Raw genomic sequence first — 25,919 nt, 5'->3', positions numbered from 1 at the left:
GAGGAGCGTCAGGCCGGCGGAGCGGCGATGTTCACCATCCAGCCGACGCCGTAGCGGTCGACCAGCATCCCGAAGCGGTCGCCCCAGGGCGAGGCGACCAGCGGCTCGACGACCGTGCCGCCCTCGGCCAGGCCGTCCCAGTAGCCGCTCAGCTCGGCGTCGTCGTCGCCGAAGAGCGCGATCGTGATGCGGGCGCCGCTCTCGGCCGGGCTCGAGGAGGGGGAGTCGGAGCCCATCAGGATCATTCCGCTCGGCGTGACGAGCTGGGCGTGCATGATCCGGTCCTGGTCGGCCGGATCCGCGCTCATCCCGAAGTCGCCGAAGCGGCTGGAGCTGAGCTCGCCGCCGAGGACGTCCCGGTAGAACTCCATCGCCTCCTGCGCGGAGCCGTCGAAGCCGATGTAGGGGCTCAGTGAAGTGGGCACGGCACGCCTTTCCGTCGAGGTGCGCCCAGTATCTCCGCGTCCCGACGCGAGCACCAGGGGCGTCCTGCAGAAGGTCCGCCCCCGGCCCTCAGAGCTCGTCGCGGGTGGGCGGGTTCGCGCCGGAGCGGGAGGTCGTGATGCCGGCGACGTGCGCGGCGTGACGGCCGATCGCGTGCAGGGCGGGGCTGTCGAGGAGCATCCCGTTCGCGGCGCCGAGGCCCTGGCGGAACGCCTCGTCGAGGATCGCGCCCATCGCGGAGTCGCCGGCGCCGATCGTGTCCGCCACCACGATCCGGGCGGCGGGCACGGTCACCCGCGTCATGGCCGAGGCCAGCAGCAGTCCCTCCGCGCCGCGGGTGACGACCGCGAGCTGCGACCCGAGGGAGAGCAGCCGGCTGAGGACCTCGTCGAGCTGGATCGTCGGGTAGAGCCACTCCGCGTCCTCGTCGCTGAGCTTCACGACCTCGCACGCGGCGGCGATCCGCTCGAAGCGCGCGAGCGCCTCGGCGTGCGCGCCGACCAGAGCCGGGCGGATGTTCGCGTCGACGCTCGCCGTCACTCCGGCGGGCAGTGCCTCGAGGAGCTCGAGCACGGCGGATCCGCCCGGCTCGAGGAAGATCGCGATGGAACCGGTGTGGACGTGGGAGGCGCCCTCCGGGTCCGCCGCCGGCGGGTTCCAGGAGAGGTCGAAGACGTAGCGGGCCGACCCGTCCGCGGCGAGGACCGCCCGAGCGGTGCTGGTGCGCTCCGAGTCGCCGTGCCGGACCTCCACGCCGGAGGCCTCGAGGTGGGCGCTGATGCGGCGGCCGCGCTCGTCGTCGGCGATGTCGGTGACGAGGGTCGCGGGCCGCCCGAGTCGGGCGAGCGTGAGGGCGACGTTGGCCGGGGAGCCGCCGACGTGCTCCGTGGCGCTGCCGTCGCGCTCGACGATGTCGATCAGCGCCTCGCCGATGACCAGGGTGCGGGAAGCCGGGCTGACGCGCTCGTCGGTGGAGGACATGCCGACATCATGCCGGGTGACGGGGTCGCCCCGCGACGCGCGGGGCCGACCGGCGCGAGCGGCTCGCGTCCCGACCGCGGCCTCAGCCCCGGTCGCGCAGGTCCGCCAGCACCGCGTCCACGCTCGTGATCTCGATCAGCGGCGCGTACAGGGACATGGCGTCGAGCGCGCGCTGGTGGTCGGCCTCGGAGGCGCCCGCGCAGGCGTCCGCGGCGACCCTGACCCGCACTCCGGCGTCCGCGGCCGCCAGCGCCGTCGAGAGCACGCAGCAGTCGGTCGAGACGCCGGTGAGCACGACCTCGCGGGAGTCGTCGAGCTCGGCCTCGAGCTCGGGCCCCCACTTGCCGAAGGTCGTGGCGGTGATCGTGCGGTGGCCCTCGAACCCGGCCACGAGCTCGTAGAGCCGGTCGCTCTCGGGGACGAGCGCGAACGGCCACTCGCGGTAGTAGGGGATCCACGCGCCGGCGGGCCGCTCCGGGGCGACGAAGCGGGTGGTCACGACGCGCTCGCCGAACGCCGGGAGGAGCCGGCGGGTCCCCTCGGCCGCGCGCTCGAATCCGCCGGATCCCCACGGCGACTCGGCGTCGGCGAAGACGTGCTGCAGGTCGATCGCGACGAGCAGGCTCACGCCGAGGCCTCCTGGCGGCGGACGGCCCCGCGCGAGAGGGCGAGCGTTCCCGCGAAGCCGATCACGAGCGCCACGAGGACGCCGAGGTTGGCGCCGGCCCAGTCGCCGTCGCGGCCGCCGAGCGGGCCGAGGAGGTAGCCCTCCCACTCGAACCCGGGGGAGTAGTTGACCACCAGGCCCCAGCCGACGACCGCGCCGATCAGCACGAGGGCCACGGGGACCGCCGACACGCTGCCGTAGCGGCCCCGGGAGTCGTACAGGGCCTCCTGGTCGTAGTCGCGCCGACGGAGGAGGAGATCGGCGAGGAACACGCCGAGCCAGGCCGCGATCGGCACGCCGAGGGTGATCAGGAAGCCCTGGAACGGGCCGAGGAAGTCGCCCGCGACGAACACGACGTAGACCGCTCCGAGGACCATCAGCACGCCGTCGATCCCTGCGGCCACCGGCCGCGAGACCTTGAGCCCCGTGCTGAGCAGTGCCAGGCCCGAGGAGTAGATGTCCATCACGGCCCCGCCGATCAGGCCGAGCAGCGCGACGACGATGAAGGGGAGCAGGAACCAGGTCGGCAGGATCCCGGCGAGGGCTCCGATCGGGTCCGCGGCGATCGCGTCCGAGAGCTCCTGCGAGGAGCCGGCCAGCAGCAGGCCGACGACCACCAGCACGACGGGCGCGACCGCTCCGCCGATCGTCGTCCACGCGATCACTCCGCTCGTGCGGGCACCGCGGGGGAGGTAGCGGGAGTAGTCGGCCGCGGCGTTCACCCAGCCCAGCCCGAAGCCGGTCATCATGAACACGAGCCCGCCGATGACCGCGGCGGCCGAGCCCGCGGGCAGGGCGCCGACGGCGGCGAGGTCGATCCGGTCGAGGACGAGCACGACGTAGACCACGGTCAGCACGGCGGTCGCGACGGTGATCGCGAGCTGGAGCCGCATGATCAGGCGGAAGCCCGCGATCCCGGCGATCACGATGAGCGCGGCGACCACGATCAGCGCGACCACCTTGGTGAGCACGCCCCCGTCCCAGCCGAACTCCTCGAACACCGTCGCCGTCGCGAGCACCGCGAGGGAGGCCAGCACCGTCTCCCAGCCCACCGTGAGCAGCCAGGAGATCACCGAGACGAGGCGGTTGCCGTCGACCCCGAAGGCCGCCCGGCTGAGCACCATCGTCGGGGCGGAGCCGCGCTTGCCGGCGACGGCGACCAGACCGCAGAAGAGGAACGAGACGACGATCCCGATCACGCTGACGAGCGTCGCCTGCCCGAAGGAGAGGCCGAAGCCGAGGAGGAAGGAGCCGTAGCTCAGCCCGAGCACGGACACGTTCGCGGCGAACCACGGCCAGAACAGGTCGCGAGGGCGGCCGTGCCGCTCCGACTCCTGGATCGTGTCGAGGCCGTTGAGCTCGATGCCGCTTGCGGGGCGGGTGCTCGGACGATCGGGGGAGGTCATCGCGTCCTCGTTCTCACGGGTGCCGGCCCTGCGCCGGAGCTGTGACGAACCTACAGCGCCCCGCGCTCGAACAGCAGCCGGAGCGATTCGAGGTCGTCCGCGACCCGCGCGCAGTCCTCGTCCCAGTCGTCGAGGCTCATCCCGGGGCGCCGCCGCACGGTGAAGGCCACCTCGGCGCCGTCCCCGTTCACGAGCACCCGGAGCGGATTGTCCACCACCGTCCCGTCGGGGAGCGTGACCTCGTGGTCCGCGACGCCGAACGGGTTCTGCGGGGCGAAGCGCACCTCGACCCGGCCCATCGGCGAGTCGGCGAACCAGCGTCCGTCGACCTGCTCGAGCGCGGAGGAGGCGAGACCCGCGGCCCACCGCGGGAGGTTCGCCGGGTCGGAGACGAAGGCGTACACCTCCGCGGCCGGAGCCTCGATCACGACGCCCACGGGGCGCGATTCGTACAGGGTCATCCGCTCGTCCTTCCTCTGCAGCCGGTCAGTGCTCGTCGCCGAAGCTGGCGATCAGCAGCGCGGCGAGCGCCGTCCGCTCCAGCATGCCCTCGATGCCGATCGCCTCGCTGCGCGCGTGCGCCCCCTCGCCCGGGGCGCCGAGCCCGTCGAGGACCGGCAGGCCCAGCGCGGCGACGAGGTTGCCGTCGCTCGCCCCGCCGACCGCGATCTCGCGGAGGGGGACGTCGATCCGCTTCGCGACCCGCTCGGCCCTGCGGTAGAGCGCGGCGACGGAGGCGGTCCGCTCGAAGACGGGCCGCTCCCAGGAGCCGCGCACCTCCAGCCGGATGCGCGGGTCGGCGGCGGCGAGCGCGTCGAGCTCGGCCTCGACGCGGGCGGCCTCTGCGGATCCGCGGATCCGCGCCTCCAGCTCCAGGCGCACGCGGGCCGTCGTCACGTTGACCCGGGAGCCGCCGGAGACCACTCCGATGTTGACCGAGGTGCCCTCCTCCTCCCGCGCGATCGCCAGCACCCGCGGGATCAGCGAGCCGAGCTCGTGGATCGCGCTCGCCCCCTTCTCCGGCTCGACCCCGGCGTGCGCCTCGACCCCGACCACGTCGATCACGAAGCGCCCGATGCCCTTGCGCGCCGTCTTGACCGCGTCGCCGATCGCGCCCTCGAACACCAGGACCGCGTCGGCGCCCGCGCACTGCCGCTCCAGGAACGGGCGGGAGGCGGCGCTGCCGATCTCCTCGTCCCCGCTCATCACCAGGCGGACGGCCGGATGCGGGACGCCGGCGTGGCGGAGCGCGGCCACCAGCCACACCATCTGCACCAGCCCGGCCTTCATGTCGTAGCTGCCCGGGCCGCTCAGGCGGTCGCCGTCGACGGCGAAGGGCCAGGAGCGGGTCGTGCCCAGGGGCCACACCGTGTCGTAGTGGCCGAGCAGCGCCACGAACGGACGCGTGCCCCGGTGCGGTCTCGCGCCGCCGCTCGCCGGGACGGTCCAGCTGGTCGCGGTCGGCGCGTCCTGCGCACGCCGGTGCTGCACGTCGGCGTCGTGCCCGAGCCGCTCTCCCACCCAGTGCACCAGGAAGGCGTGCAGCTCGCCGAGCGCCTCGAGGGAGTCGCTGGGGCTCTCGATCATCACGAGGTGCCGGACGTCGTCGAGCATCCGCGAGCGGTTGTCGCGGAGGAAGGAGCGCACGCGGGCGGCGTCGTCGGCATCGGGGAAGGTCATCGACTCCGGAGTACCAGAGTGCGGCCGCTCGCGCGAACCGGCTGAACCGTTCGGGCCCCCGTTACGTTGGTGCAGGAAGAGGTGGAGATGTCCGAGGATCAGGCCCAGATGCTGCGTGCGCTGCACGACGAGCACGCCAGCGCGCTCTGGCGGTTCGTGCTGCGCCTGACCGGCGACCGCCAGATGGCGGAGGACGTCGTGCAGGAGGCGCTGCTGCGCGCCTGGAAGCACCCCGAGATCCTCGCCCAGGGCGAGGCCGCCGCCCGCTCCTGGCTCTACACCGTGGCCCGGAACCTCGTCATCGACGACCGCCGCAGCGCCCGCTACGCCCGGGAGCTGGGCACGGACGAGGTCCCCGAGCGCCCGACCGCCGACCGCACCGATCAGGTGCTCGACGCCTGGCTGCTCTCGGACGCGCTCAGCGGACTGAGCCACGACCACCGCGCCGTCATCGTGCACGCCTACTACGGCGGCCGCACGGTCACCGAGATCGCCGCGCTGCTGGGGATCGCCCCGGGCACCGTCAAGTCGCGGATGCACTACGGGATGCGGGCCCTCAAGCTCGCACTGCAGGAGCGGGGGGTGACGGAGCTGTGAGCCGCGACCCCTCCTCCGACGACCGGCACGACGACCCCTTCCGCGACTGGGACGCCGCGTACCTCCTCGGATCCCTGACCGCTGCCGACCGCCGCGAGTACGAGCTGCACCTGCGCGCCTGCCCCGGCTGCCGCGAGTCCCTCGCCGAGTTCGTCCCGCTGCCGGGCCTGCTGGCCCACCTGCCCCAGGACGAGGCGATGCGCCTGGTCGAGGAGCCGGAGGCGGCCGGCGATCCGGCTCCGGCGGCACTGCTGACCCGCCTCGCCGCGGCCACCGACTCCGTCCGCCGCCGCACCCGGCTGCGCATCGCGGGCCTGGTGCTCGCCGCCGCGGGCGTCTCGGCCGCCGCCGCCGTCGCCCTGCCGCTCGCGATCGGTCCGTCCCTCGCCCCCGTCGAGACCGTCGGCTCGACCGTCTCGCTCGCCGCGGCTCCGGGCGTCCCCGTCGAGGCCTCCGTGCGGTTCGTGCCGCAGCAGTGGGGCACGCGGATCGACATGGACTGCAGCTGGGCCGACACGGCCGAGCAGTACGCGGGCTCGGCCGGCTACGTCCTCTACGTCACGGACACCTCGGGCGGCACCGAGGCCGTCGGATCGTGGACGAGCGCGCCGGGGACGACGATGGAGCCCAGCCTCGCCACCGGGCTCCCGCTGTCCGAGATCGCCTCGGTCGAGGTGCGGCTGCAGGGATCGGACACCGTCGTGCTCACCGGCCGCCCCTGAGCGGGCCGCCGGATTCCCAGGTGCGCGCGCGGCGGACTGAGTAGCTTCTCAGTCATGACGATCGCGACCCTCGCCCTCGCCCCCGCCTCCGTGGCGACCGCCTCCTCCTCCGACAGCATCGACGAGCTCTCCGGACTCGTCGGCGTCGCCGCGCGGGTGATCGCCGCGCTCGGAGAGGCGGGCGTCGGCCTGCTGACGCTGATCGAGACGGTGTTCCCGCCGATCCCGAGCGAGCTCGTGCTGCCGCTGGCCGGCTTCCTCGCCCAGCAGGGCCGGATGAACCTGGTGCTGGTCGTGATCACGGCGACCCTCGGCGCCTACCTCGGCGGCCTGATCCTCTACGCGCTCGGCCACCGCATCGGCACGGAGCGCTCGATCCGCCTGCTCTCCAAGCTCCCGCTGGTCGACCGCGAGGACTTCGAGAAGGCGGTCGGCTGGTTCCGCCGGCACGGCACCTGGGCGGTCCTCTTCGGTCGCCTCATCCCGGGCGTGCGCAGCCTCATCTCGCTCCCCGCGGGGGCCGAGCGGATGAACCTGCTGCTGTTCTCGGGACTGACGATCCTCGGCTCCGGCGTCTGGAACGGCCTGCTGATCGGCCTCGGCGCGGCCCTCGGCACGCAGTACGAGCTCGTCGACCAGTACGCGGGCGTGCTCGACGCGATCATCTACAGCGCGTTCGGCGTGCTGCTGCTCGCGCTCGTTGTGCGCCGCGTGCGGCGGCACCGTGCCGCGGCGCGCACCGGATCGCGCCACTGACCTGCGTCCTCGGGCGGGCGGGCGCAAGGCCCCGCGCCACCCCGCCCCGGTGCCCTAACGTTCGAGGGGTCCGCACTCCCCGACGCGAAGGAACGCCATGTCCGAGACCGCCGCGCCCACGATGTCCCGCACCTCCGTCGAGCGCTGGTGGATCATCGCCGTCTCGCTGATCGCGATCGTGCTCGGCGTCATCGCCGTCCTGATCCCCGGTCCGACGCTGCTGACCGTCGCCATCGTCTTCGGCATCCACCTGATCGCCGCGGGCGTCTTCCGCCTGCTGCTGGCCTTCACCGCCTCGCGGCTCGATGCCCGGGTGCGCTGGCTCGCGGGCCTGCTCGGCGCCCTGATCCTGGTCGCGGGCATCCTGTGCCTGTCGAACCCGTTCGAGTCGCTGAGCGTCCTGGGCCTCGTGATCGGCGCGGGCTGGATCCTCGACGGCGTCTCGAGCATCACCAGCGGCCGCACCGTCGCCGGCCCCGCGTGGCTGCCGATCGCGGCAGGGATCGCCTCGGTCATCGCGGGCGTCCTGACGATCATCATGCCCGTGCTGGCGCTGGCCTCCTTCGTCACGGTCGCGGCCATCCTGCTGATCGTCGTGGGCGTCTCGGGCCTGCTCCTGCTCCCGGGCCGCACGAAGCGCCCCGAGGGCGCCGAGGCGTAGAACGCGCGGATGGCCGATCCCGATCTCGTCCCCGAGCTGCTCGTCGCCGACCTCGACCGGAGCCTCGGGTTCTGGTGCGGTCCCTGCGGGTTCCGGATCCACTACGCCCGGCCTGAGGAGGGCTTCGCGTACCTGGTCCTCGGCTCCGCGCACGTGATGCTCGAAGAGGCGGAGCGGGGCCGCAACTGGATCGCGGCACCGCTGGAGCGCCCGCTCGGCCGGGGGATGAACCTGCAGCTGCACGTCGACGACGCGGACCGGACGGCGGCGGCGCTCGCCGAGGGCGGGACGCCGCTGTTCTCGCCGCTCGAGACCCGCTGGTACCGGGTCGGAGCGGAGGAGGCGGGCGTCCGTCAGCTGGTGGTGGCCGATCCGGACGGGTACCTGCTGCGGTTCCAGTCGTCGCTCGGACGCCGACCGGCTCGAGCGGACGTCCCCGTCGCTCCCTGACCGGCCGACCGCGCCACCATCCGCTCGGCTCGTGACGTCATGCCAGCGAGTGACGACCGTGACGCCGCGCGACTGGTTCCATCGGAGACATGACGCAGCACCCCGCCACAGCGACCCTCCCGCAGGTCCCGGCCGCCGCCCTCTCCGAGCCCGCGATCGAGCAGGCCGCCTCGGCGGAGCACGAGCCCCTCGTCCGTCCGGCAGACCTGGTGTCGGCGCTCACGGGCGTCGCGCTCTGCTTCTTCTCCCTCTTCGTCTACGCCATCGCGCACTGGCAGTACTTCGGCACGGACGTCGACGAGGTGAGCGTCCTCGGCTGGCTCGCGCCGCTGATCGCCGGCGTCGCCTGCCTGCTGTCGGCCGTCGTGTCCGTCGGGGTCCGCGCCTCCGGGCGCCGCGCCGAGCGGACCGCGGCATGATCCCCGTCCTCGCCGGGCCCGGCCTCGAGGCCGCGGAGCAGCTCCTCGTCCGCGCCGGATGCCTCCGCCCCGAGCACCCGTGGGCGGCCGGTGCCGCCACGGAGGCCGCGCCGCGGATCGACTTCGCCGTCCTCGCCGAGCAGGCGTGCCTCCTCGACCTCTCGGAGGAGGCGGTCGCGCGCATCGCCGTGTCGCTCGCCACCGGCCGTCCCGTCGATCTGCGGAGCGCCTTCGGGCATCTCGCGCGCGACCACGCTCAGCTCGTCATGACCGCGGTCGCCGCTGCCGCCGGGCACGACCGCGTGAGCAGCCGGATCCGCGTGGTCGGCGACGAGCGCCGGGTCGAGACGGCGCCGCCCCTGGCCGTCTGGCCCTCCTGAGCCCCCCGCCCGCCCCGATCGGGCGGGCGCGCTCGCCGATCCGACCCTGGGCTCCGCGTTCCTCCGATGCTCCGGCCCGGTGAGCCGTACGGAGGTGCCGTGCCGCCGACCCGCGTCGCTACGGCCTTTCGGAGGTGCCCGGTTTAGGGTGTCCGTGTGCAACGAGTCGACGATTTCCCAGGAGCCGGACCGGTGGCGACCTCACCCGAATCCGGTGACCAGGGGGAGGCGTCCGCGCATCGGCTCTCCCCGACGGCGACCTCTCCCGTGCAGGTGACGAGCGGCGAGGCCGGCTACCAGGGCGGCAACGTGGCCGATCCGGTGTGGCAGTCGTGGCGCGACGAGCTCGCCAAGGTCGGCGGTCCGTCGCCCCTGCTCCACTTCGTGGACTCGCCCCGGACGCGCATCGAGCTCTCGACCACGCACCCCGGCGGGCTGCCCCCGTTCATCTCGGGCAAGACGACGCTCCTCTCCTCGCTCATCCGCGACGAGCTCGCCCTGCGCACAGCGAAGAACGCCGCGGGTGCGATCACCGACAAGGGGATCGAGCTGCGCTCGGTCCGCGGCATCGAGGGCGTCCACCTCGCCATCGGCCTCGCCCAGTGGCGCGCCGGCGACACGGAGTTCACCGCACCCGTGCTCCTGCGCCCGCTCGCCATCCGCCGCTACGGCCGCGACTTCGAGCTCAAGCTCAAGGGCCAGCCCTACTTCAACCCGCAGCTCGCGCGCGCCCTCAAGCAGCAGTTCGGCATCACGATCGACCCCGAGCAGTTCGTCGAGCTGGCCGTGCAGAACGGCGTCTTCAAGCCGCAGCCGGTCATCGACCAGCTGCGCGGCCTGACCTCGCACCTGCCGTGGTTCGCCGTGCACCCGCGCCTCGTGGTCTCGAGCTTCGCCGACGTGGCGGGCGACATGCTCCGCGACGCCCGGATGCTCGAGCACCCCGTCCTCGACGCCGTCGCCGGGAACCCGGCCGCCAAGCGGGCGCTGCAGCAGTCGCAGAAGGTGGCGTCGATCATCCCGCAGGACGAGCGTCCTCCGGCGACCGACAACCTCCTCCTCGACGCGGACGCCGAGCAGGAGCAGGTGATCGCGAACATCGCGGCCGGCAACTCGCTCGTCGTGAAGACCCTCCCCGGCACGGGCGGCACCCAGACCATCGTCAACGCGATCGGCGCCCTGGCCGCCCAGCACAAGCGCGTGCTGGTCGTCAGCGCCCGCCGGTCGAGCCTCGACAGCATCCACCAGCGCCTGCTCTCGGCGGGCCTGGGCGGCATCGCGGTCGGGCCCCGCACGCTCCGCCGCGACCTCATCCAGTCGATCGGCCGCAACGAGAAGGCGGCGCGCCCCTCCGTCAGCGAGATCGACGACGCCCTGCTCCGGCTGCGGAAGGTGCTGCTCGACTACCGCGGCGCGCTCTCCCGGCGCGACGAGAGCTTCGGCGTCTCGGCGCTGCAGGCCCTCGAGGAGCTCGCCCGCCTCTCGCAGCTGCGGACGCCCCCGTCGACCGCCGCCCGCCTCGACCGCCGTTCCGTCACCGCTCTCGCGCACAGCCGCCCCGAGGCGACCCGGATGCTGATCGAGTCGGCGCGCCTGGGCGAGTTCCGCTACGGCCCGGGCGACTCGCCCTGGTACGGGGCCCAGTTCGACTCCACCGCCGACGCCGAGATCGCCCACGAGCTGGCCAAGCGCCTGCACCTGCGCGACCTGCCGCGCCTGCTCGACCGCGCCCAGGACGTCATCGGCCAGACGCGGATGCGCCCGTTCGAGTCGGTCGCCGAGCTCGGCATCTACCTGCGCCTGCTGCAGGACGTCCGCGAGACGCTGGACAAGTTCCAGCCGGCCGTCTTCGACCGCTCGATCCAGGACCTCATCGTCGCCACCTCGCCGCGCCGCGAGGCAGCCGAGATGTCGTCCACCAACCGCCGGCGCCTGAAGAAGCTCGCCCGCGAGTACCTGCGTCCCGGCGCGCACGTCACCGACCTGAACGCGGCGCTCCGCCGGGTGCAGCAGCAGCGGACGCTGTGGCAGCGCTACGCGGTCGCCGGCACGATCCCCGAGGTCCCGGTCGGCGTCGCCGACGTGCAGGTGGCCTACCAGCAGGTGACCGACCAGCTGAGCCGTCTCGACGAGCCGCTCGGCCGCCGCGGGACGAACCTGCAGCTCGCCTCGCTCCCTCTCGCGGAGCTGGCCTCGATGGTGTCCGGCCTCGCCGAGGACAGCGAGGTGCTCGCCAACCTCCAGGAGCGGACGACCCTCCTCGCCACCCTCCGCGACTGGGGCCTGGACCCGCTGCTCACCGACCTCTCGCGCCGCCACGTGCCGGCCGAGCTGGTCGCGGGCGAGCTGGACCTGGCCTGGTGGCGCTCGGCGCTCGAGATCATGCTGACCGACGAGCGTGCGCTGCTCGGCGGCAACACGAGCGTGCTCGACCGGCTCGAGGCCGACTTCAAGCTCGTCGACGAGGCGCACGCCGCCTCGAGCGCCGAGCTGCTGGCCTGGAAGCTCTCCGAGACCTGGAAGATCGGGCTCGTCGACTGGCCGCAGGAGCGCGACGCGCTGCGCGCGCTGCTGCGCACCGAGGCGGCGACGACCCCTCAGGAGCTGCAGAAGGCCGCTCCTCACCTCTCGCGCGTGCTCGCTCCGGCCTGGCTCGCCTCGCCGTACGAGGTGCACCGCATCGGCACCGAGACGACCTTCGACGCGGTGTTCCTCGTCGACGCCGGGGCGACCACGCTGGCCGAGAACGTCGGAGCGATCCGCCGGGCCAAGCAGGTCGTCGCGTTCGGCGACCCGGTCACGCAGACCCCCACTCCCTTCGGCCTGCGCGTCGACGAGACGCCGGAGTTCGGCTCCACCGCCTCGCGGACCGACGTGGAGGCGCTGCACGCCCAGTCGGCGCTCGCCCGACTCGGCGAGCTGCTCAACACCGTCACGCTCACCCGCAGCTACCGCGCGGGCGGCGAGGACCTGGCCGAGCTGGTCAACCGCCGCTTCTACGGCGGCCGCATCGACTCCCTGCCCTGGGCCGGATCCTTCCTCGGACACGACTCGCTCCGCTTCCACTACATCGCGAGCGGGCACGGCATGCCCGAGAACGACTCGGGAGCCGTCGAGTCCGTCGACGCCGAGGTCGCGAAGGTGGTCGAGCTGGTGCTCGAGCACGCGGTGATCCGTCCGCGCGAGTCGCTGATGGTCATCACCGCGAGTCCTCGCCACGCCGTGCGGGTGCAGCAGGCGGTGCTGACGGCCTTCGCCAAGCGCACCGATCTGAGCGACTTCATCCTCGGCGATCGGCCCGAGCCCTTCGCCGTCGTGACTCTGGAGCAGTCGGTCGCGCAGAGCCGCGACCGCGTCATCTTCTCGATCGGCTACGGCCGGACGCCCCACGGCCGCCTGCTGTCGAACTTCGGCGCGCTCGCGGAGCCGGGCGGAGAGCGTCTGCTAGCGGTTGGGATGACCCGTGCCCGCCGCTCGATGGACATCGTCTCGTGCTTCCGCCCGGGCGACATCGACGAGTCGCGCATGCGCTACGGCATGGTCGCGCTCGCGCAGGTGCTGCAGGAGGCGGAGGACCGCGTCCAGCCGAGCGACCGCGACGACTACTCGGAGCCGATGCTGGTGGATCTCGCCGCGCGCCTCGAGCGCCGTGGACTCCGGGTCAACATCGGGCACAAGGGCAAGCTGGCCCTCGTCGCCGCGCACGGGACCCGTGCCGTGGTGGTCGAGACCGACCGCGACGTGAGCACGCAGAGCCTGCGCGTGTCGCTGCGCCTGCGTCCGGAGCTGCTGCGCCGGCTGGGCTGGCACTACCTGCGGGTGCACAACTTCGAGCTGTTCGCCGACCCCGAGGCCGTGGCCGCGCGGGTGGCCGGGCTGATCGGTGCGACCGCGGGGGAGGAGCAGACCCCTGCTCCCGCCGCCGGCGAGGCTCCTGCTGCTCCCGCCGCTCCCGCTGCCGCCGCCGCTCCGGCGTCGGGGGAGACGCAGCCCGTCGAGCCGCTGCCGCACGACTGATCGTGGCGCCGGATCCCGACGCCCCCGCGGGTGCCGACCGCCCGTTGCGGCGCACCCGCGGCGGCCGGCGGGCGACGCTCCCCGCGAAGCCCGGCACCGATCCGTCGCCGCACGATGCTCCGGTCGCCGACCCCTCCGCGCCGCCCGCGCGCCCCGACACCGGCCCGAACGACGCGCGCCTGCGCCAGGACGTCCCCCCGCACTACTGACGTCAGCCGGACCGGTCGGTGATCCGCGAGTCGAGACATGTCCCGTCGGCGACTTCGGACCTCCCCCCGGCGCGCCCCCGCTCGACGAGCGACCACGTCACGCCGACGCCTGCCGACCGCTCACATCGGGCCCGTCGACGGTGGCCGACCGCTTCCCGCCCGGTGCCCGCCGGTATCGAGGAGCGCGTGGAGACAGGGCCGATCAGCCCCCGTCGGAGACGCCGAACGTCCCGTTCGGCGACCTCCCGAAGGTGCAGGTGCCGTCCGAAACGCGTGCCGACGTTTCGGACGCACCGTTCGCACAACGCTCTGCGAAGCGTTCCCCGATCGGGAAGCCGACCGCGGTCCTCTGCCTCCGGCGGAAGGAGACAGAGCGACTCAGTCGACGTGCTTGCCGGAGTTCGCGGTGGTGGCGGTGCCGTTGTTGGCGAGCAGGTCGCGGATGTCGGCGAGGAGCTCGAGCTCGGTGGGGGCCTTGTCCTCCGCGGCGGGGGCGTCGGCGGCCTTCTTGGCGAAGGCGGCGTTCTTGAGGTGGTTGATCGGCAGGACGAACGCGAAGTAGAGGACGAAGGCGACGATCACGAACTGGATCAGGGCCGAGACGACCGAGCCGTAGGCGATGACGGTCGGGTCCTCGCCGTTCTCTCCCGGCCGGATGACCCAGTTCAGGGTCTCGAGGGAGGAGGCGTCGAAGATCACGCCGATGAGCGGGTTGAAGATCCCCGTCACGATCGCGTTGACGATGGTCGTGAAGGCGGCGCCGATGACCACGGCGACAGCCAGGTCGATGACGTTGCCGCGGAGGATGAACTCCTTGAAGCCGTTGATCATGATCGTTCCGTTCTGCCGTGGGCGGTGGGTGGCGGGTCAGCTCCCGGAGGAGGAGCCCGAGGAGGAGGACCCGGAGGAGCCCGAGGACGACGAGGAGGAGGACGATCCGGAGCCCGAGGACCCCGAGCCGGACGAGGAGCCGCCCGAGCCCGATGAACCCGAGGATCCGGAGGAGGAGCCGCCCGATCCCGAGGAGCCCGACGACGAGTCGGATGAGCCGGAGCCGGATGCGCCCGAGCCGGACGAGCCGGAACCCGAGGAGGAGGAGCCGCCCTCGCTCGACTTCCCGCCGGAGCGGGAGTCGGTGCGGTAGAAGCCCGAGCCGTTGAAGGTCACGCCGACCGCGCTGAACACCTTGCGCAGCGCCCCCTGGCAGCTCGGGCACTCGGTGAGCGTGTCGTCGGTGAACTTCTGCTGGATGTCGAAGGCGTTGCCGCACTGCGTGCAGCGGTAGGAGTAGGTGGGCACAGGGGGCTCCTCGGAGGCGGGTGGGGGAGAAGGAGGACGGGGTCAGTGGCGCAGGTCGACGATGCCGGAGGGAGTGACGACTCCGTCGACGGCCTGGTCGTGGACCTCGCTGGGCACCCGGTCGACGAGCTCGCTGTCGAAGACGACGGCGTAGACCGGAGGGCACTTCTCCATCGAGCCGAGGGTCTTGTCGAAGTAGCCGCGCCCCCAGCCCATCCGCATCCCCTGCCGGTCGACGGTGGCGGCCGGGACGACGATGAGGTCGACGTCGTTGATCGCGATGGGGCCGAGCAGCTGCCCGACCGGCTCGGGCATGCCGAACAGGCCCTGGGTCTCGGTGTGGCCGTCGCCGACCGCCCAGTCGAGCAGGCCGTCCTGGCGCGAGACGGGGAAGAGGACGCGGATGCCGTGGCTCTCGGCCCAGCCCAGGAACGGCCGGGTGCTCGGCTCGTCCGGAGCGGAGAGGTAGCACGCGAGGGAGCGGGCCCCCACGCGGGTGGCGAGCTCGATCAGGTGGGCGGTGATCTGCTCCGCGGCCTGGTCGCGAGCGGTCGAGGTCTGCGTGCGGCGGCGCTCGCGCAGCTCGGCGCGCAGCGCCCGCTTCTCGTGCGTGATGTCGGCTGGCATGCGCTCAGTCTAGAACCGGGCCCCGCGCCGGCCTCCGCGCGGACGACCCTGAGGGACGCTCGTCCCGGACCGCCCCGGAACGGGGTCCGGCGCCTTCCGTCGCCGGTCCTGGCGCGAAACTCCCGCGACTTCCCCCGCCGCTAGGATGGCGCCCCATGGGCACTCGAATCCGCAAAGCAGTCATCCCCGCCGCAGGTCTCGGCACCCGCTTCCTGCCGGCGACGAAGGCCATCCCCAAGGAGATGCTGCCGGTCGTCGACAAGCCGGCGATCCAGTACGTGGTCGAGGAGGCGGCGGACGCCGGCCTCCAGGACGTGCTCGTGATCATCGGGCGCAACAAGAACGCGCTCGCCAACCACTTCGACTCGGTGCCCGAGCTCGAGCAGAACCTGTCCCAGAAGAAGGACGACAAGAAGCTCGAGCACGTCAAGTACGCCAGCGACCTCGCCGACGTGCACTTCGTCCGTCAGGGCGAGCCGAAGGGCCTCGGCCACGCGGTCTCCCGCGCGCAGCGCCACGTCGGCGACGAGCCCTTCGCCGTGCTCCTCGGCGACGACCTGATCGACGCCCGCGACCCGCTGCTCTCCCGCATGATCGACGTCGCCGAGCAGCGCGACACCACGGTGGTCGCGCTCCTCGAGGTCGACCCCGACCAGATCCACCTCTACGGCTGCGCGGCGGTCGAGGCGACCGACGAGGACGACGTGGTGCGGATCACCGGCCTGGTCGAGAAGCCCTCCAAGGAGGACGCCCCCTCGAACCTCGCGATCATCGGCCGCTACGTGCTGAAGCCCGACGTGTTCGGCGTGCTCGAGCACACCGCTCCGGGCAAGGGCGGCGAGATCCAGCTGACCGACGCGCTGGAGCGCATGGCGCAGGACCCGGCCGAGTTCGGCGGCGTCTACGGCGTCGTGTTCCGCGGCCGCCGCTACGACACCGGCGACAAGCTCGACTACATCAAGGCCATCGTGCAGCTCGCCTCCGACCGCGACGACCTCGGCAAGGACCTCAAGCCCTGGCTGAAGGACTTCGTCGCCGGCCTCTGAGCCCCGGCGAGCGCTCCTCCGGAACGGACGGGACCCCCTGCTGCGGCACGGGATCCCGTCCGTTCCTCCGTTCCCCGAGAGCACGGAACGCCGCGGAGTCCAGTCCCCCTCCCGCAGTGCGGCGGAGCAGTAGGGTCGCATCATGCCGCTCCCGATCCCGACGCTCACCGAGGGTCGTGTCACCGTCCGCCCCATCCGCGTGCGCGACGCCCGCCCTCTCGAGCGGGAGCTGATCGCGAACCGGTCGTGGCTGCGCCAGTGGGAGGCGTCCGACCCCCGTGGAGGCGCCGCGTTCGACGTGCGCGCCAGCATCCGCTCGCTGCAGCAGAACGCGCGGGCCGGCGGGGGAGTGCCGTTCCTCATCGACTGGGACGGCGAGCTCGCCGGGCAGCTCAACATCTCGAACATCGGGTACGGCTCGCTCTCCTCCGGGTCGATCGGCTACTGGGTGTCCGAGCGCTACGCCGGGCGGGGGATCACTCCGATCGCCGTGGCACTAGCTGCCGACCACGCCTTCCTCGACCTGGGCCTGCACCGGATCGAGATCTGCATCCGCCCGGAGAACCGGCCGAGCCTGCGCGTGGTCGAGAAGCTCGGCTTCCGCTACGAGGGCCTGCGGCGGCGCTTCATCCACATCAACGGCGACTGGCGCGACCACTTCTGCTTCGCCCTCGTGGCGGAGGAGGTGCCCCGCGGCGTGCTCCGCCGCTACCTCGACGGGCAGGTCCCCTCGGACGTCGGCGTGCCGACCGACGCTGACCTCCGCGCCTCGCGCCGCTCGGGTCTCTCCGGACCCTCCGACGGCGCCGGTGTCCCTCCGACGGGGCCCCGGCTGATCCGCGATCCGCACGGACACACCTACCCGTAATGACGGACGGGAGTGCCCGGTGCTCCTAGCGTTGTCCGCATGAGTAGCGACTGGCTGGGCGGGGGCGTCGTCTGGGCGCTCGCCGCCGTTCTGTGGGTCGCCTACCTGATCCCCACGTGGATGCGCAGGCGGTCGTACAACGCGACCGAGCGCAACGCGGTGAGGCTGCAGCAGACGCTGCGGATCCTCGCCGAGACCGCGGAAGTGCCCGAGCACGTGCGTGCGGAGGCGACGGCCCGCGAGGTGGCGCTGCAGCAGCGCCGGCTCCGGGTGACCGAGACACGACGACGAGCCGAAGAGAAGGCACAGGCGATGGAGCTGGCACAGGCGGAGAAGGCGGCGCGCGACGCGCTGCGACGGGCGACCGCGAGCGCACGGCGGAGCACGCGGTCAGGGCCCTCGGTCCTGCGCTGGCGCCAGGGCGCCGCGCTGGCCGTGCTGGTCGGCGCGGTCGCCGCGCTGGTCGGGCTCGTGATGCTGCCGTTCGGCGGCACGAGCGCGGTGCCGCTCGTCGGCCTGCTCCTCGCCGTCGCCGGGCTCGGCACGCTGATCCTGCTGGCGCCGGGTCGCCGCCGCGCCGCCGCTCCGGCCGCGACCGCGACGACGGCCGCCGCGACCGAGCGCCGGCGCGCCGAGGTCTTCGAGGCCGAGCTCGCCGAGGAGGCCGCGGACGACGCCTCCGAGGAGCTCGCCGAGGACCGTGCGAGCTGGACGCCGCAGCCGCTCCCCAAGCCGCTCTACCTGTCCCGGGGCACGGTCGCCGCCTCCGCGATGGCGTCGATCGACGCCGTGGAGCGCCTGCGCACCGCCGCGGCGGAGGCGGAGCTCGCCCAGCGCGCCGCCGCGACCGCTCCCGAGGTGGCGCCGCTGCGCGTCCAACGTGCCGCCGCTCCCGCTCCCGAGGCTCCGCGTCCCTCCTCCCGCTTCGCCGCGATGGGCGTCGTGGACGGCGTCGACGCGATCGACCTCGACCAGGCGCTGCAGCGCCGCCGCGGCGCCTGACGCGAGTGCGAGGCGCCTGCTCGTCCGTGCTAATGTGGACGAGTTGTTCGGGCCGGTGACGGCTCGGAAGGCACGGGTCCGTGGCGCAGTTGGTAGCGCGCTTCGTTCGCAATGAAGAGGTCAGGGGTTCGAATCCCCTCGGATCCACCACCACGGAAGGCCCGCTCGAGAGAGCGGGCCTTCTGCGTTCTCCCGGCGGCCCGCTCTGCGAGAACGTGCTGGTCGCGCTCGCCGTCTGCCCTGCCGTTCCCGCCCTGCGGCCGAAGGCCGGTCCTCCGCGGTGAGCAGCCGTCGTGCTCGCGGCCGCCCGCCTCTCCCCTCCCGGATCGCTCCCGCCCGACCGCCGACAGACGTCCTCCGTGTCCCCCATCCGGGCCGCGCCGGGCGGGAGCCGCCCTCCTCCGGTCCGTCGGGGGATCCGCAGCGACGTACGCTCGCCCCTCGTGCTCTCGCAGCACGCGAGGCACTCGAGCGACGGACGACCAGGGGACGGGACGACATGGGGACCACAGCACACAGGGGACGGCGGAGAGCGGCAGGGGTCGGCGCGGGGGCGATCGCGCTCCTGGCGGGGCTCCTGGCGGCACCGCCGGCGCAGGCGTCCGGGACGCAGACGCTGCTCGCGCTCGGCGACTCGATCACGCGCGCGGCGACGACCTGCGGGGTGAACCGCGACTGCGTCGAGAACTCCTGGGCGACGGGATCGGCGCCCGCGGTCGACTCGATCGCGAGCCGGATGGCGGCGGCGGATCCGCGGACGGCGGTCCGCGCGGTGAACTACGCGAAGTCGGGCGCGGTCATCAGCGGCGTCGAGTCGCGGATCGACGCCGCGGTCGCGGCCGGGGAGGAGCCGGACGTGGTCACGCTGCTGATCGGCGGCAACGACCTCTGCTCGCTGAGCCTCTCGCCCGACTCCCGCGACGGCTACGCGATGACGCCCGCGGCCTCCTTCGCCGCGTCGGCGACCCGGATCCTGCGCTCGATCGGCGAGGAGTGGCCGGAGGCGACGGTGCTCGTCGGCTCGGTCCCGGACATCGAGTCGGAGTGGGAAGCCGTGAAGCCGACGCCGGGCGCCGCGATCTGGGCCTGGGGCGGGGTCTGCCGGACCCAGCGCGGAGTCGACGCCACGACCGGAGCCCCGCTCACCGGCTCGGCCTACACCGCCTCGCTCGCGGCGGCGGAGGACCGGGAGGCCGACTTCAACGAGGCACTCGAATCGGCCTGCGTATCCGCCGCGAACGACTGCGTCTGGGACGGCGGCGCCCTCACGGCGGCTCCGATCTCGCTCGACCAGCTCTCGACGGACGTCGACTACTTCCACCCGAACGTCGCCGGCCAGGCGATGATCGCGGAGGAGCTGTGGACGGCCTGGGGCCTCGGCGACGAACCGGCTCCGACCCCGACCCCGACTCCCACGTCGGCGCCCACCGCGGCTCCTACTCCGGCACCCGCAGGCTCGCCCGCGCCGTCGCGCGACACCACGGCTCCGAAGACCGTCATCACCGCGCCGACGAGCGGATCGACGGTGCGCGGCTCGGTCACCCTGGTCGCCACCGCCAAGGACGACGTCGGCACGACGAAGCTGAGCTTCTGGAGCGGAGCGACGCGGCTGGGCGACGCGACGAGGGCGTCGGACGGCACGTGGCGCCTGACCGTCTCGGCCTCCTCCTACCCGGCCGGGCGGTACGCGATCGTCGCGCACGCCTCCGACGCCGCAGGGAACCTCGGGCGGAGCTCTTCGATCACCCTCAAGCGCTGAGCGGCTGAGGGGGCCGTCCGTCACCGGCCCCCTCAGCCCCGCGCGACGAGCAGCACGTCGGGACGATCCCAGTTCTCGACGGTCTGCAGCACCCAGAAGATCCCGAAGAGGGCGAGCGCGACGGCCTCGCCGAGCAGGAGCCACTGCTCGCCGAGAAGTTCCGCTCCCCGCCCCGTGAGAAGCAGGAGCACCAGCGCCGCATCGACCGCGGCGATCAGCACCGCGAGAACGGCGTAGCAGCGGGAGTAGAAGCGCGGCGTCCCCGGCCCGCTCGCTCCCTCCTCGCGCACCGCGACGGCGTGCAGACCCGCGGTGACGGCGATGAGGAGGAAGAAGACGCCGGCGGCGGCGTAGTGGCCGAGCCGCAGGAACGACGGGAGCGTGCTCCAGGCCGCCAGGACGATCAGGAGGGCGGCGGCGATCGCGGTGCGGACGAGCGCCCAGCGGTCGAGGACCCGGTCGAGGGCGAGCAGGATCACGGAGGCGACGAGGACGGCCGCGGCCGTGACCAGATAGGCGGGCAGGGAGGCGGCGACCTCGCCCGCGGCCGTCGCGGGAAGGCACGACGCCCCTCCCGCCGGGCACACCGCTCCCTGGAGGCGCTGCAGCTCCTCCGAGGCGAGGGGCACCGGCACGATCGCGATGACCGGCGCCGTCATGCCCGCCAGCAGCAGGAGGAAGCGCCGCACGCTCCTCCCGGCGAGGACGACCAGCGCGACGCCGACCGCGAAGAGCGCCCCGGTGAAGAGGGAGCGGACCGGGGTGTAGTACGAGGCGCTGATCGAGCGCAGCGGGCCTCCGACGACGAGCTGGTGGACGAGGCCGGCCGTGAGGAGCACCACGGCCGCCACCAGGGAGAGGCGGACGTAGCGGTAGGTGCGGAGGGAGGAGACGGCACCGCCCCCGCCCAGCGCGTCGCCGCGGGCCACCCGGCTACTCCGCGCGCAGGCCGGAGGAGGCGAGGGCGAAGTCGACGTCGATGCGGATGGCGACGCGGAGGGGGTTCGGGCGCGGGCTGCGGTAGCGCTGGGAGTAGAGCTCGACGGCGTGCTGCACGGCGTCCGGCTCCTCCTCGATCGTCGCCGGACCGCCCAGGCTCAGCCACCGGATGCCGTCGACCTGCCCGACCGTCGCGGTGCCGCCCCGCCGGACGTTGAGCACCTTCTGGCTCTCGCGGGAGGTGATGACGCGGACGACGCCGTCCTCGTAGGTGAAGCCCACGGCGACCACGTGCAGGCGGCCCTGGCGGCCGGGGGTGGAGAGGGTGGCCAGGTGGCGCTCGGTGACGAAGGCGAGGCCGTCGGCGCTCAGGATGCTCATCCCGCGAGCGTAGCCGGAGGCGCCGACGCGCTCCTGGGGGCGGACCGCCGGTCAGCCCTCGAGGATCAGCGCCTCGCCCTGGCCGCCTCCGCCGCAGAGCGCGGCGACGCCCAGACCGCCGCCCCGGCGCCGGAGGGCCAGCGCCAGGTGCAGGGCCAGCCGTGCTCCGGAGGCGCCCACAGGGTGGCCGAGCGCGATCGCCCCGCCGTCGGGGTTGACCGCCTCGGGCTCGACGCCGAGATCGTCCGCCGACTGGAGGACGACGGAGGCGAACGCCTCGTTGATCTCGATCAGGTCCAGGTCGGACACCGCTGCACCGCGGCGGCCGAGCGCCCGGAGGATCGCCGCCGACGGCTGCGAGTGGAGGGAGTTGTCCGGTCCGGCGACCTGCCCGTGCTCGGCGACGGTCGCGAGCCAGGGCAGTCCGCGCTCGCGTGCCCAGCCGCGGGACACGACGACCAGCGCGGCGGCGCCGTCCGTGATCGGGGACGAGCTGCCCGCCGTGATCGTGCCCTCGGGCGAGAACGCGGGGGCCAGCCGGGCGAGCGTCTCGACCGTGCTGTCCTCCCGGATCCCGTCGTCGGCGGACACGACGAGGTCCGGTCCGCGCCGCTGCGGAACCGCGACCGGCACGATCTCCTCGGCGAGCACGCCGGTGGACCGTGCCGCGTCGGCCCGCTGGTGCGAGAGCGCGGCGAAGGCGTCCTGGCGCTCGCGGCGGATGCCCCGTGCGGCGTTGCCGTCGTCGGTCACCCTCCCCATCAGGCGGCGGTCGAACGGATCGAGCAGGCCGTCGTGGAGGAGTGCGTCCTCGAGCGGACGCGGACCGACACCCAGGCCCGAGCGGGATCCGAGCAGGAGGTGCGGCGCGTTGGTCATCGACTCCTGCCCTCCGGCGACGACCACCTGCGCCTCGCCGAGCCGGATCATCCGCGCCGCGTCGATCACCGCGGTGAGACCCGACAGGCAGAGCTTGTTGATCGTGACCGCCGGGACGTCCCAGCCCAGGCCCGCGAGGACCGCGGCCTGCCGGGCGGGGCCCTGACCGGCTCCGGCCTGGATCACCTGGCCGAGCACGACCGCGTCGACGTCGGCCGCGGAGGCGCCCGAGCGCTCGAGAGCCCCTCGGATGGCAGCGGCGCCGAGCTCGACGCCCGAGAGCGGCGCGAAGGCTCCGGAGAAGCGGGCGAACGGGGTGCGGGCGCCCCCCAGGATCACGGGGGTGGTGTCGTCAGTGGACACGGGGACTCCTTCTCGACGGTGAGAGCGGGGGAAGCGGTGGGGAGACGGATGCCGGATGCCGGCCCGGGTCAGGGAACGAGCAGGATCTTCCCGCGGACGTGGCCGTCCTCGCTGAGCCGATGCGCCTCGGCGGCCTGCTCGAGCGGGAGGCGCGGACCGGTCGCGACCGCGAAGCGCCCCTCGCTCGCCAGCCGGGCGGCCAGCGGCACGCCCTCGCGGCGGAGGCGCTGCTCCTCCTCGGTCAGCGGCACGGGACTGCCGCCGCTCCAGGCCCGGATGCCCAGCTCTGCCGCACGAGGGCCGGCGACCACCGTTCCGACGTGCTGCGGATCCGCCACCAGCGCGAGCGAGGCGGCGAGCGCCTCGTCCGTCCCGGCCGCATCGAGCACGCGGTCGACGCCCTCGGGCGCTGCGGCGCGCAGCCGCTCGAGCAGCCCGGGCCCGTAGGCGACCGGCACCGCTCCGAGCGCGCGCAGCGCCTCGTGGTTCGCCGGGCTCGCCGTGGCGATCACCCGGGCTCCGCGGTCGACGGCGAACTGGATCGCCGCCCGTCCTACCGCGCCGGCGCCCGCGTGGACCACGAACGTCGATCCCTCCGCGACGCCGAGCGAGACCACCGCCTGGTAGGCGGTGGAGACCGGGATGCCGAGCGCGGCCGCCTCCTCGAAGCCGAGTCCGTCGGGGAGCGGATCGAGGGAGTCGGGGGAGACCGCGACGGCGGTCGCGTAGGTGCCGGTGGCGCCGCTGACGATCGCCCGGTCTCCGACGCTCCAACCGGTCACGCCCGGACCGACGGCGGAGACCACGCCGGAGCCGTCCGACCCGAGCCTCCGCGGACCGTCGAACGGCGGGCTCGGGCGCAGGCCGGAGCGCACCTTCCACTCGATCGGGTTCACGCCGGCTGCGCGGACGGCGACCACCACGATTCCGGGCCCCGCCTCGGGCTCCGGCGCCTCGACGGTCTCGAGCACCTCGGGCCCGCCGATCCGCTCGTACTGCACGATCCTCGCCATGTCGTCCTCCTCCTCGCGGGCCACCGCCCGCTCCGGTCGCCTCAGTCCAGCAGACTCTCGCGCACCTGGCGGCGCAGCACCTTGCCGATCAGCGAGGTCGGCAGCTCGTCCACCGGGACGATCCGCTTGGGCACCTTGTAGGGCGTCAGGTGCAGCCGGCAGAAGTCGCGCAACGCCTCCGGATCCACGGCCGTCCCGGCCCGCAGGACCACGGCCGCCGCGACGCTCTCGCCGCCGTCCTCGCGGGGGAGCCCGACGACGGCCGCGCGCGTCACGTCCGGGTGCGACTCCAGCACTCCCTCGACCTCGGAGGGGGAGACGTTGAAGCCGCCGGTGATGATGAGCTCCTTGGCCCGGTCGACGATCGTCACGAAGCCGTCGGCCGAGACGGTCGCGATGTCGCCCGTGCGCAGCCAGCCGCCGGGGAGGAGGGCCTCGGCCGTCTCCTCCGGCCGCTTCCAGTACCCCTGGAACACCTGCGGCCCCCGGAGCAGGAGCTCGCCGGACTCGCCCGGGCCGCGGTCGACCGACGGATCGGCGGGGTCGACGAGGCGGATCGTCGTGCTGGGGAACGGCACGCCCACGGTGCCGGGCCGGCGGGTCGGGCCGACCGGGTTCCCGAGGGCGACCGGCGAGCTCTCGGTCATGCCGTAGCCCTCGACCAGGAGTCCCCGGCTCGCGCGCTCCCAGCGGTCGACCGTCGCGACCGGCAGGCTCATCGCTCCCGAGATCGCGAAGCGGATGCCGCGCAGGTCGAGCTCGTGGCGCTCGGAGGCGCGGGCCAGCGCGTCGTACACGGGCGGCACCGCGGGGAGGAAGGTGGGCGGCGACGACTTCGCGGCCGCCTTCACGAGGCCGACGTCGAAGGTCGGGAACAGCACGACCTTCGCGCCGATGCTGATCGCGAAGGTCAGGCACAGCGTCAGCCCGTAGGCGTGGAACAGGGGGAGCACCGCGTAGAACGTCTCGTCGCCCTCGCGCAGGCCCGGCACCCAGGCGCGGCCCTGCAGGGCGTTCGCACGGAGGTTCGCGTGCGAGAGGATCGCGCCCTTGGGTGTCCCGGTGGTGCCGCTCGTGTACTGCAGCAGGGCCGTGTCGCCGAGGACCGGGCGGGGGTGCGAGCGCGCGATGCGGCGGTTCTTCAGCAGCGACGCGAAGGGCACCAGGGAGCGGCTGCGGGGGGTCGCGGTCAGCTTCTCGCGCGACCGGCGCACCGACGGCAGGGGGAGCCGCAGCGCCAGGCGCTTGCCGAGCGGGAAGGAGCGGGTGAGGTCGACGGAGACGACGCGCTCGATGCCCAGGTCGGCGGGCATGGTCGCGACGACGTCGGCGATCTTGTCCCAGACGACCGCGAATCGGGCGCCGTGGTCCTCGAACTGCCGCCGCAGCTCGCGCGGCGTGTAGAGCGGGTTGTGCTCGACCACGATCGCTCCGAGGCGGAGAGCGGCGTAGAACGCCACCACGTGCTCCGGGCAGTTCGGCAGCACCAGCGCGACGCGGTCGCCGGCGCGCACGCCCAGGCGCCGCAGGCCCTCCGCCGCGCGCGCGACCCGCTCGCCGAGCTCGGCGTAGCTGGTCTCGGCGCCGAAGAACTCGAGGGCGGTGCCGCGGCGGTACCGCGCGACCGAGTCCTCGAGGAGGTCGACGAGGGTCTGGGTGGGAGGGTCGATCTCGGCGGGCACGCCCTCCGCGTAGGAGGTCAGCCACGGCTTCGTCGCCAGGTTCGAGGATCCGGAGGTCACGGGCCGAGTATCGGGCACCCGCCTCCGCACTTCCTCCGAGGCGCGCGGAGGGGGTGCCGCACCGGGCGCGGGAGCGGCAGGCTGGCGGCATGAGCGCAGCCATCGACCTCCTCCGCGACGCCTTCGGCCGGGTGCACGAGAACGTGCACGCCGTCCTCGACGACAGCACCCCCGATCAGCTCGCGTTCCGCGCGGACGCCCGCTCGAACTCGCCCGCCTGGCTCGTCTGGCATCTCGTCCGGGTGCAGGACGACCACCTCGCCCCGCTCGCCGGCCACGAGCAGGTGTGGACGGCCGACGGCTTCCACGGCCGGTCCGGCCTGCCCTTCGGGCCCGACGAGACCGGCTACGGGCAGGAGCCGGCCGAGGTGGCGGCGCTCGCCGCGGTGCCGGCCGCGCTGCTCGCGGAGTACGCCGACGCCGTACACCGGCAGACGCTCGCCCTCCTCGACACGCTCGGCGACGAGGACCTCGCGCGCGTCGTCGACGAGCAGTGGGATCCGCCGGTGACCCTCGGGGTGCGGCTGGTCTCGGTGATCGACGACGACACGCAGCACGTCGGCCAGGCCGCGTACGCGAAGGGTCTCGCCGAGCGCTCGGCGCGCTGAGTCC

28 protein-coding genes and 1 tRNA gene are annotated in these 25,919 nt (G+C 73.7%); 15 read left to right on the top strand and 14 right to left on the bottom strand.

All coding sequences use genetic code 11. The features are described from left to right. Positions 1–8 precede the first annotated feature (8 nt). From GSU40_RS11745 to GSU40_RS11720, 6 genes are all read right to left on the bottom strand, one after another. A complete protein-coding gene (locus GSU40_RS11745; RefSeq protein WP_104246718.1) occupies positions 9–425 on the bottom strand; it encodes a VOC family protein in 417 nt (138 codons plus the stop codon). Positions 426–513: 88 nt separating this feature from the next. Beyond that, a complete protein-coding gene (locus tag GSU40_RS11740) occupies positions 514–1,425 on the bottom strand; it encodes a carbohydrate kinase (RefSeq protein WP_160035083.1) in 912 nt (303 codons plus the stop codon). Positions 1,426–1,507: 82 nt separating this feature from the next. After that, on the bottom strand, positions 1,508–2,053 hold the full coding sequence (locus GSU40_RS11735; RefSeq protein WP_104225066.1) for a cysteine hydrolase: 546 nt from the start codon (positions 2,051–2,053) through the stop codon (positions 1,508–1,510). Further along, positions 2,050–3,498 carry a cytosine permease gene (locus GSU40_RS11730; protein ID WP_104249451.1) on the bottom strand — a complete coding sequence of 483 codons (1,449 nt, stop codon included), beginning with the start codon at positions 3,496–3,498 and terminating at the stop codon, positions 2,050–2,052. Before GSU40_RS11730 ends, GSU40_RS11735 begins: the two co-directional genes overlap by 4 nt. Before the next feature lie 50 nt (positions 3,499–3,548). Then, positions 3,549–3,959, bottom strand: a complete 411-nt coding sequence (locus GSU40_RS11725) for an SRPBCC family protein (RefSeq protein ID WP_104249452.1) — start codon at positions 3,957–3,959, stop codon at positions 3,549–3,551. A gap of 25 nt (positions 3,960–3,984) precedes the next feature. Continuing rightward, the gene (locus tag GSU40_RS11720) at positions 3,985–5,178 is read right to left on the bottom strand and encodes a M20/M25/M40 family metallo-hydrolase (RefSeq protein WP_160035081.1); all 1,194 of its coding nucleotides are present in this window, start codon (positions 5,176–5,178) and stop codon (positions 3,985–3,987) included. A gap of 87 nt (positions 5,179–5,265) precedes the next feature. Between GSU40_RS11720 and GSU40_RS11715 the strand changes: the two genes are divergently transcribed. The 9 genes from GSU40_RS11715 (at position 5,266) to GSU40_RS11675 (ending at position 13,389) form a co-directional block, all read left to right on the top strand. Next, the gene (locus GSU40_RS11715; protein WP_104225070.1) at positions 5,266–5,775 is read left to right on the top strand and encodes a sigma-70 family RNA polymerase sigma factor; all 510 of its coding nucleotides are present in this window, start codon (positions 5,266–5,268) and stop codon (positions 5,773–5,775) included. Then, complete coding sequence (locus GSU40_RS11710; protein WP_104225071.1) at positions 5,772–6,497, top strand: zf-HC2 domain-containing protein; 726 nt, start codon at positions 5,772–5,774, stop codon at positions 6,495–6,497. Before GSU40_RS11715 ends, GSU40_RS11710 begins: the two co-directional genes overlap by 4 nt. Before the next feature lie 54 nt (positions 6,498–6,551). Beyond that, positions 6,552–7,253 carry a DedA family protein gene (locus GSU40_RS11705; RefSeq protein WP_104225072.1) on the top strand — a complete coding sequence of 234 codons (702 nt, stop codon included), beginning with the start codon at positions 6,552–6,554 and terminating at the stop codon, positions 7,251–7,253. Between the two features lie 97 nt (positions 7,254–7,350). Beyond that, a complete protein-coding gene (locus GSU40_RS11700) occupies positions 7,351–7,914 on the top strand; it encodes a DUF308 domain-containing protein (RefSeq protein ID WP_104232862.1) in 564 nt (187 codons plus the stop codon). A gap of 9 nt (positions 7,915–7,923) precedes the next feature. Next, positions 7,924–8,364 (top strand): VOC family protein, encoded by a 441-nt coding sequence (locus GSU40_RS11695; protein WP_160035079.1) that lies wholly within the window; start codon positions 7,924–7,926, stop codon positions 8,362–8,364. 89 nt (positions 8,365–8,453) lie between these two features. Next, positions 8,454–8,783 carry a hypothetical protein gene (locus tag GSU40_RS11690; RefSeq protein ID WP_104226447.1) on the top strand — a complete coding sequence of 110 codons (330 nt, stop codon included), beginning with the start codon at positions 8,454–8,456 and terminating at the stop codon, positions 8,781–8,783. Further along, complete coding sequence (locus GSU40_RS11685; protein ID WP_104238332.1) at positions 8,780–9,163, top strand: hypothetical protein; 384 nt, start codon at positions 8,780–8,782, stop codon at positions 9,161–9,163. The genes GSU40_RS11690 and GSU40_RS11685 overlap by 4 nt, the downstream gene beginning before the upstream one ends. A gap of 267 nt (positions 9,164–9,430) precedes the next feature. Beyond that, positions 9,431–13,180, top strand: coding sequence for an AAA family ATPase (locus tag GSU40_RS11680; protein ID WP_244229674.1), 3,750 nt, complete (start codon positions 9,431–9,433; stop codon positions 13,178–13,180). 2 nt (positions 13,181–13,182) lie between these two features. Then, on the top strand, positions 13,183–13,389 hold the full coding sequence (locus GSU40_RS11675) for a hypothetical protein (protein WP_104232858.1): 207 nt from the start codon (positions 13,183–13,185) through the stop codon (positions 13,387–13,389). A gap of 378 nt (positions 13,390–13,767) precedes the next feature. Here the strand turns inward: GSU40_RS11675 and mscL are convergent, their stop codons facing one another. Genes mscL through GSU40_RS11660 form a run of 3 tightly spaced genes read right to left on the bottom strand, consistent with a single transcriptional unit; the run spans position 13,768 to position 15,315 of the window. Continuing rightward, a complete protein-coding gene (mscL, locus tag GSU40_RS11670; protein ID WP_181067745.1) occupies positions 13,768–14,220 on the bottom strand; it encodes a large conductance mechanosensitive channel protein MscL in 453 nt (150 codons plus the stop codon). Positions 14,221–14,256: 36 nt separating this feature from the next. Next, positions 14,257–14,688 carry an FmdB family zinc ribbon protein gene (locus tag GSU40_RS11665; protein WP_104249457.1) on the bottom strand — a complete coding sequence of 144 codons (432 nt, stop codon included), beginning with the start codon at positions 14,686–14,688 and terminating at the stop codon, positions 14,257–14,259. Between the two features lie 42 nt (positions 14,689–14,730). Beyond that, complete coding sequence (locus tag GSU40_RS11660; protein ID WP_104223219.1) at positions 14,731–15,315, bottom strand: 5-formyltetrahydrofolate cyclo-ligase; 585 nt, start codon at positions 15,313–15,315, stop codon at positions 14,731–14,733. 155 nt (positions 15,316–15,470) lie between these two features. On the opposite strand from GSU40_RS11660, the gene galU reads away from it, so the two are divergent. From galU to GSU40_RS11635, 5 genes are all read left to right on the top strand, one after another. Next, positions 15,471–16,361, top strand: a complete 891-nt coding sequence (gene galU / locus GSU40_RS11655) for a UTP--glucose-1-phosphate uridylyltransferase GalU (protein ID WP_104223218.1) — start codon at positions 15,471–15,473, stop codon at positions 16,359–16,361. A gap of 142 nt (positions 16,362–16,503) precedes the next feature. Continuing rightward, the gene (locus tag GSU40_RS11650) at positions 16,504–17,229 is read left to right on the top strand and encodes a GNAT family protein (RefSeq protein WP_104275380.1); all 726 of its coding nucleotides are present in this window, start codon (positions 16,504–16,506) and stop codon (positions 17,227–17,229) included. A gap of 39 nt (positions 17,230–17,268) precedes the next feature. Next, positions 17,269–18,231: a hypothetical protein gene (locus GSU40_RS11645; protein ID WP_160035077.1), complete on the top strand. Its 963-nt coding sequence runs from the start codon at positions 17,269–17,271 to the stop codon at positions 18,229–18,231. A 74-nt stretch (positions 18,232–18,305) separates the two neighbouring features. Beyond that, positions 18,306–18,381: transfer RNA gene (locus tag GSU40_RS11640), tRNA-Ala, on the top strand. A gap of 349 nt (positions 18,382–18,730) precedes the next feature. Continuing rightward, positions 18,731–19,990 carry a GDSL-type esterase/lipase family protein gene (locus GSU40_RS11635; protein ID WP_160035075.1) on the top strand — a complete coding sequence of 420 codons (1,260 nt, stop codon included), beginning with the start codon at positions 18,731–18,733 and terminating at the stop codon, positions 19,988–19,990. A 32-nt stretch (positions 19,991–20,022) separates the two neighbouring features. Here the strand turns inward: GSU40_RS11635 and GSU40_RS11630 are convergent, their stop codons facing one another. The 5 genes from GSU40_RS11630 to GSU40_RS11610 all read right to left on the bottom strand — a co-directional run bounded on the left by GSU40_RS11630 (position 20,023) and on the right by GSU40_RS11610 (position 25,307). After that, entirely contained in the window at positions 20,023–20,919 is an 897-nt protein-coding gene (locus GSU40_RS11630) for a hypothetical protein (protein ID WP_160035073.1), read from the bottom strand. A 4-nt stretch (positions 20,920–20,923) separates the two neighbouring features. After that, positions 20,924–21,310 carry a pyridoxamine 5'-phosphate oxidase family protein gene (locus tag GSU40_RS11625; protein ID WP_160035071.1) on the bottom strand — a complete coding sequence of 129 codons (387 nt, stop codon included), beginning with the start codon at positions 21,308–21,310 and terminating at the stop codon, positions 20,924–20,926. Positions 21,311–21,361: 51 nt separating this feature from the next. Next, positions 21,362–22,552, bottom strand: coding sequence for an acetyl-CoA C-acyltransferase (locus GSU40_RS11620; protein WP_160035069.1), 1,191 nt, complete (start codon positions 22,550–22,552; stop codon positions 21,362–21,364). A gap of 68 nt (positions 22,553–22,620) precedes the next feature. Next, on the bottom strand, positions 22,621–23,565 hold the full coding sequence (locus tag GSU40_RS11615; RefSeq protein ID WP_160035067.1) for an NADP-dependent oxidoreductase: 945 nt from the start codon (positions 23,563–23,565) through the stop codon (positions 22,621–22,623). Between the two features lie 41 nt (positions 23,566–23,606). Beyond that, positions 23,607–25,307 (bottom strand): long-chain-fatty-acid--CoA ligase, encoded by a 1,701-nt coding sequence (locus GSU40_RS11610; protein WP_160035065.1) that lies wholly within the window; start codon positions 25,305–25,307, stop codon positions 23,607–23,609. Between the two features lie 89 nt (positions 25,308–25,396). On the opposite strand from GSU40_RS11610, the gene GSU40_RS11605 reads away from it, so the two are divergent. Continuing rightward, positions 25,397–25,915, top strand: coding sequence for a DinB family protein (locus GSU40_RS11605; protein ID WP_104246705.1), 519 nt, complete (start codon positions 25,397–25,399; stop codon positions 25,913–25,915). The last annotated feature ends 4 nt before the right edge of the window (positions 25,916–25,919 follow it).

Source organism: Rathayibacter sp. VKM Ac-2805 (genome assembly GCF_009834265.1).
Taxonomy (GTDB): Bacteria; Actinomycetota; Actinomycetes; order Actinomycetales; family Microbacteriaceae; genus Rathayibacter.
This window is presented reverse-complemented; position numbering and strand designations above follow the sequence as displayed.

Bases quoted from the DNA above. Each gene is read 5' to 3' on its own strand.
- GSU40_RS11715 (WP_104225070.1), top strand. From the start codon at position 5,266: ATGTCCGAGGATCAGGCCCAGATGCTGCGTGCGCTGCACGACGAGCAC.
- GSU40_RS11635 (WP_160035075.1), top strand. From the start codon at position 18,731: ATGGGGACCACAGCACACAGGGGACGGCGGAGAGCGGCAGGGGTCGGC.
- GSU40_RS11645 (WP_160035077.1), top strand. From the start codon at position 17,269: ATGAGTAGCGACTGGCTGGGCGGGGGCGTCGTCTGGGCGCTCGCCGCC.
- GSU40_RS11740 (WP_160035083.1), bottom strand. From the start codon at position 1,425: ATGTCCTCCACCGACGAGCGCGTCAGCCCGGCTTCCCGCACCCTGGTC.
- GSU40_RS11650 (WP_104275380.1), top strand. From the start codon at position 16,504: ATGCCGCTCCCGATCCCGACGCTCACCGAGGGTCGTGTCACCGTCCGC.
- GSU40_RS11730 (WP_104249451.1), bottom strand. From the start codon at position 3,498: ATGACCTCCCCCGATCGTCCGAGCACCCGCCCCGCAAGCGGCATCGAG.
- GSU40_RS11660 (WP_104223219.1), bottom strand. From the start codon at position 15,315: ATGCCAGCCGACATCACGCACGAGAAGCGGGCGCTGCGCGCCGAGCTG.
- GSU40_RS11725 (WP_104249452.1), bottom strand. From the start codon at position 3,959: ATGACCCTGTACGAATCGCGCCCCGTGGGCGTCGTGATCGAGGCTCCG.
- GSU40_RS11700 (WP_104232862.1), top strand. From the start codon at position 7,351: ATGTCCGAGACCGCCGCGCCCACGATGTCCCGCACCTCCGTCGAGCGC.
- GSU40_RS11690 (WP_104226447.1), top strand. From the start codon at position 8,454: ATGACGCAGCACCCCGCCACAGCGACCCTCCCGCAGGTCCCGGCCGCC.
- GSU40_RS11720 (WP_160035081.1), bottom strand. From the start codon at position 5,178: ATGACCTTCCCCGATGCCGACGACGCCGCCCGCGTGCGCTCCTTCCTC.
- GSU40_RS11685 (WP_104238332.1), top strand. From the start codon at position 8,780: ATGATCCCCGTCCTCGCCGGGCCCGGCCTCGAGGCCGCGGAGCAGCTC.
- galU (WP_104223218.1), top strand. From the start codon at position 15,471: ATGGGCACTCGAATCCGCAAAGCAGTCATCCCCGCCGCAGGTCTCGGC.
- mscL (WP_181067745.1), bottom strand. From the start codon at position 14,220: ATGATCAACGGCTTCAAGGAGTTCATCCTCCGCGGCAACGTCATCGAC.
- GSU40_RS11615 (WP_160035067.1), bottom strand. From the start codon at position 23,565: ATGGCGAGGATCGTGCAGTACGAGCGGATCGGCGGGCCCGAGGTGCTC.
- GSU40_RS11625 (WP_160035071.1), bottom strand. From the start codon at position 21,310: ATGAGCATCCTGAGCGCCGACGGCCTCGCCTTCGTCACCGAGCGCCAC.
- GSU40_RS11605 (WP_104246705.1), top strand. From the start codon at position 25,397: ATGAGCGCAGCCATCGACCTCCTCCGCGACGCCTTCGGCCGGGTGCAC.
- GSU40_RS11705 (WP_104225072.1), top strand. From the start codon at position 6,552: ATGACGATCGCGACCCTCGCCCTCGCCCCCGCCTCCGTGGCGACCGCC.
- GSU40_RS11695 (WP_160035079.1), top strand. From the start codon at position 7,924: ATGGCCGATCCCGATCTCGTCCCCGAGCTGCTCGTCGCCGACCTCGAC.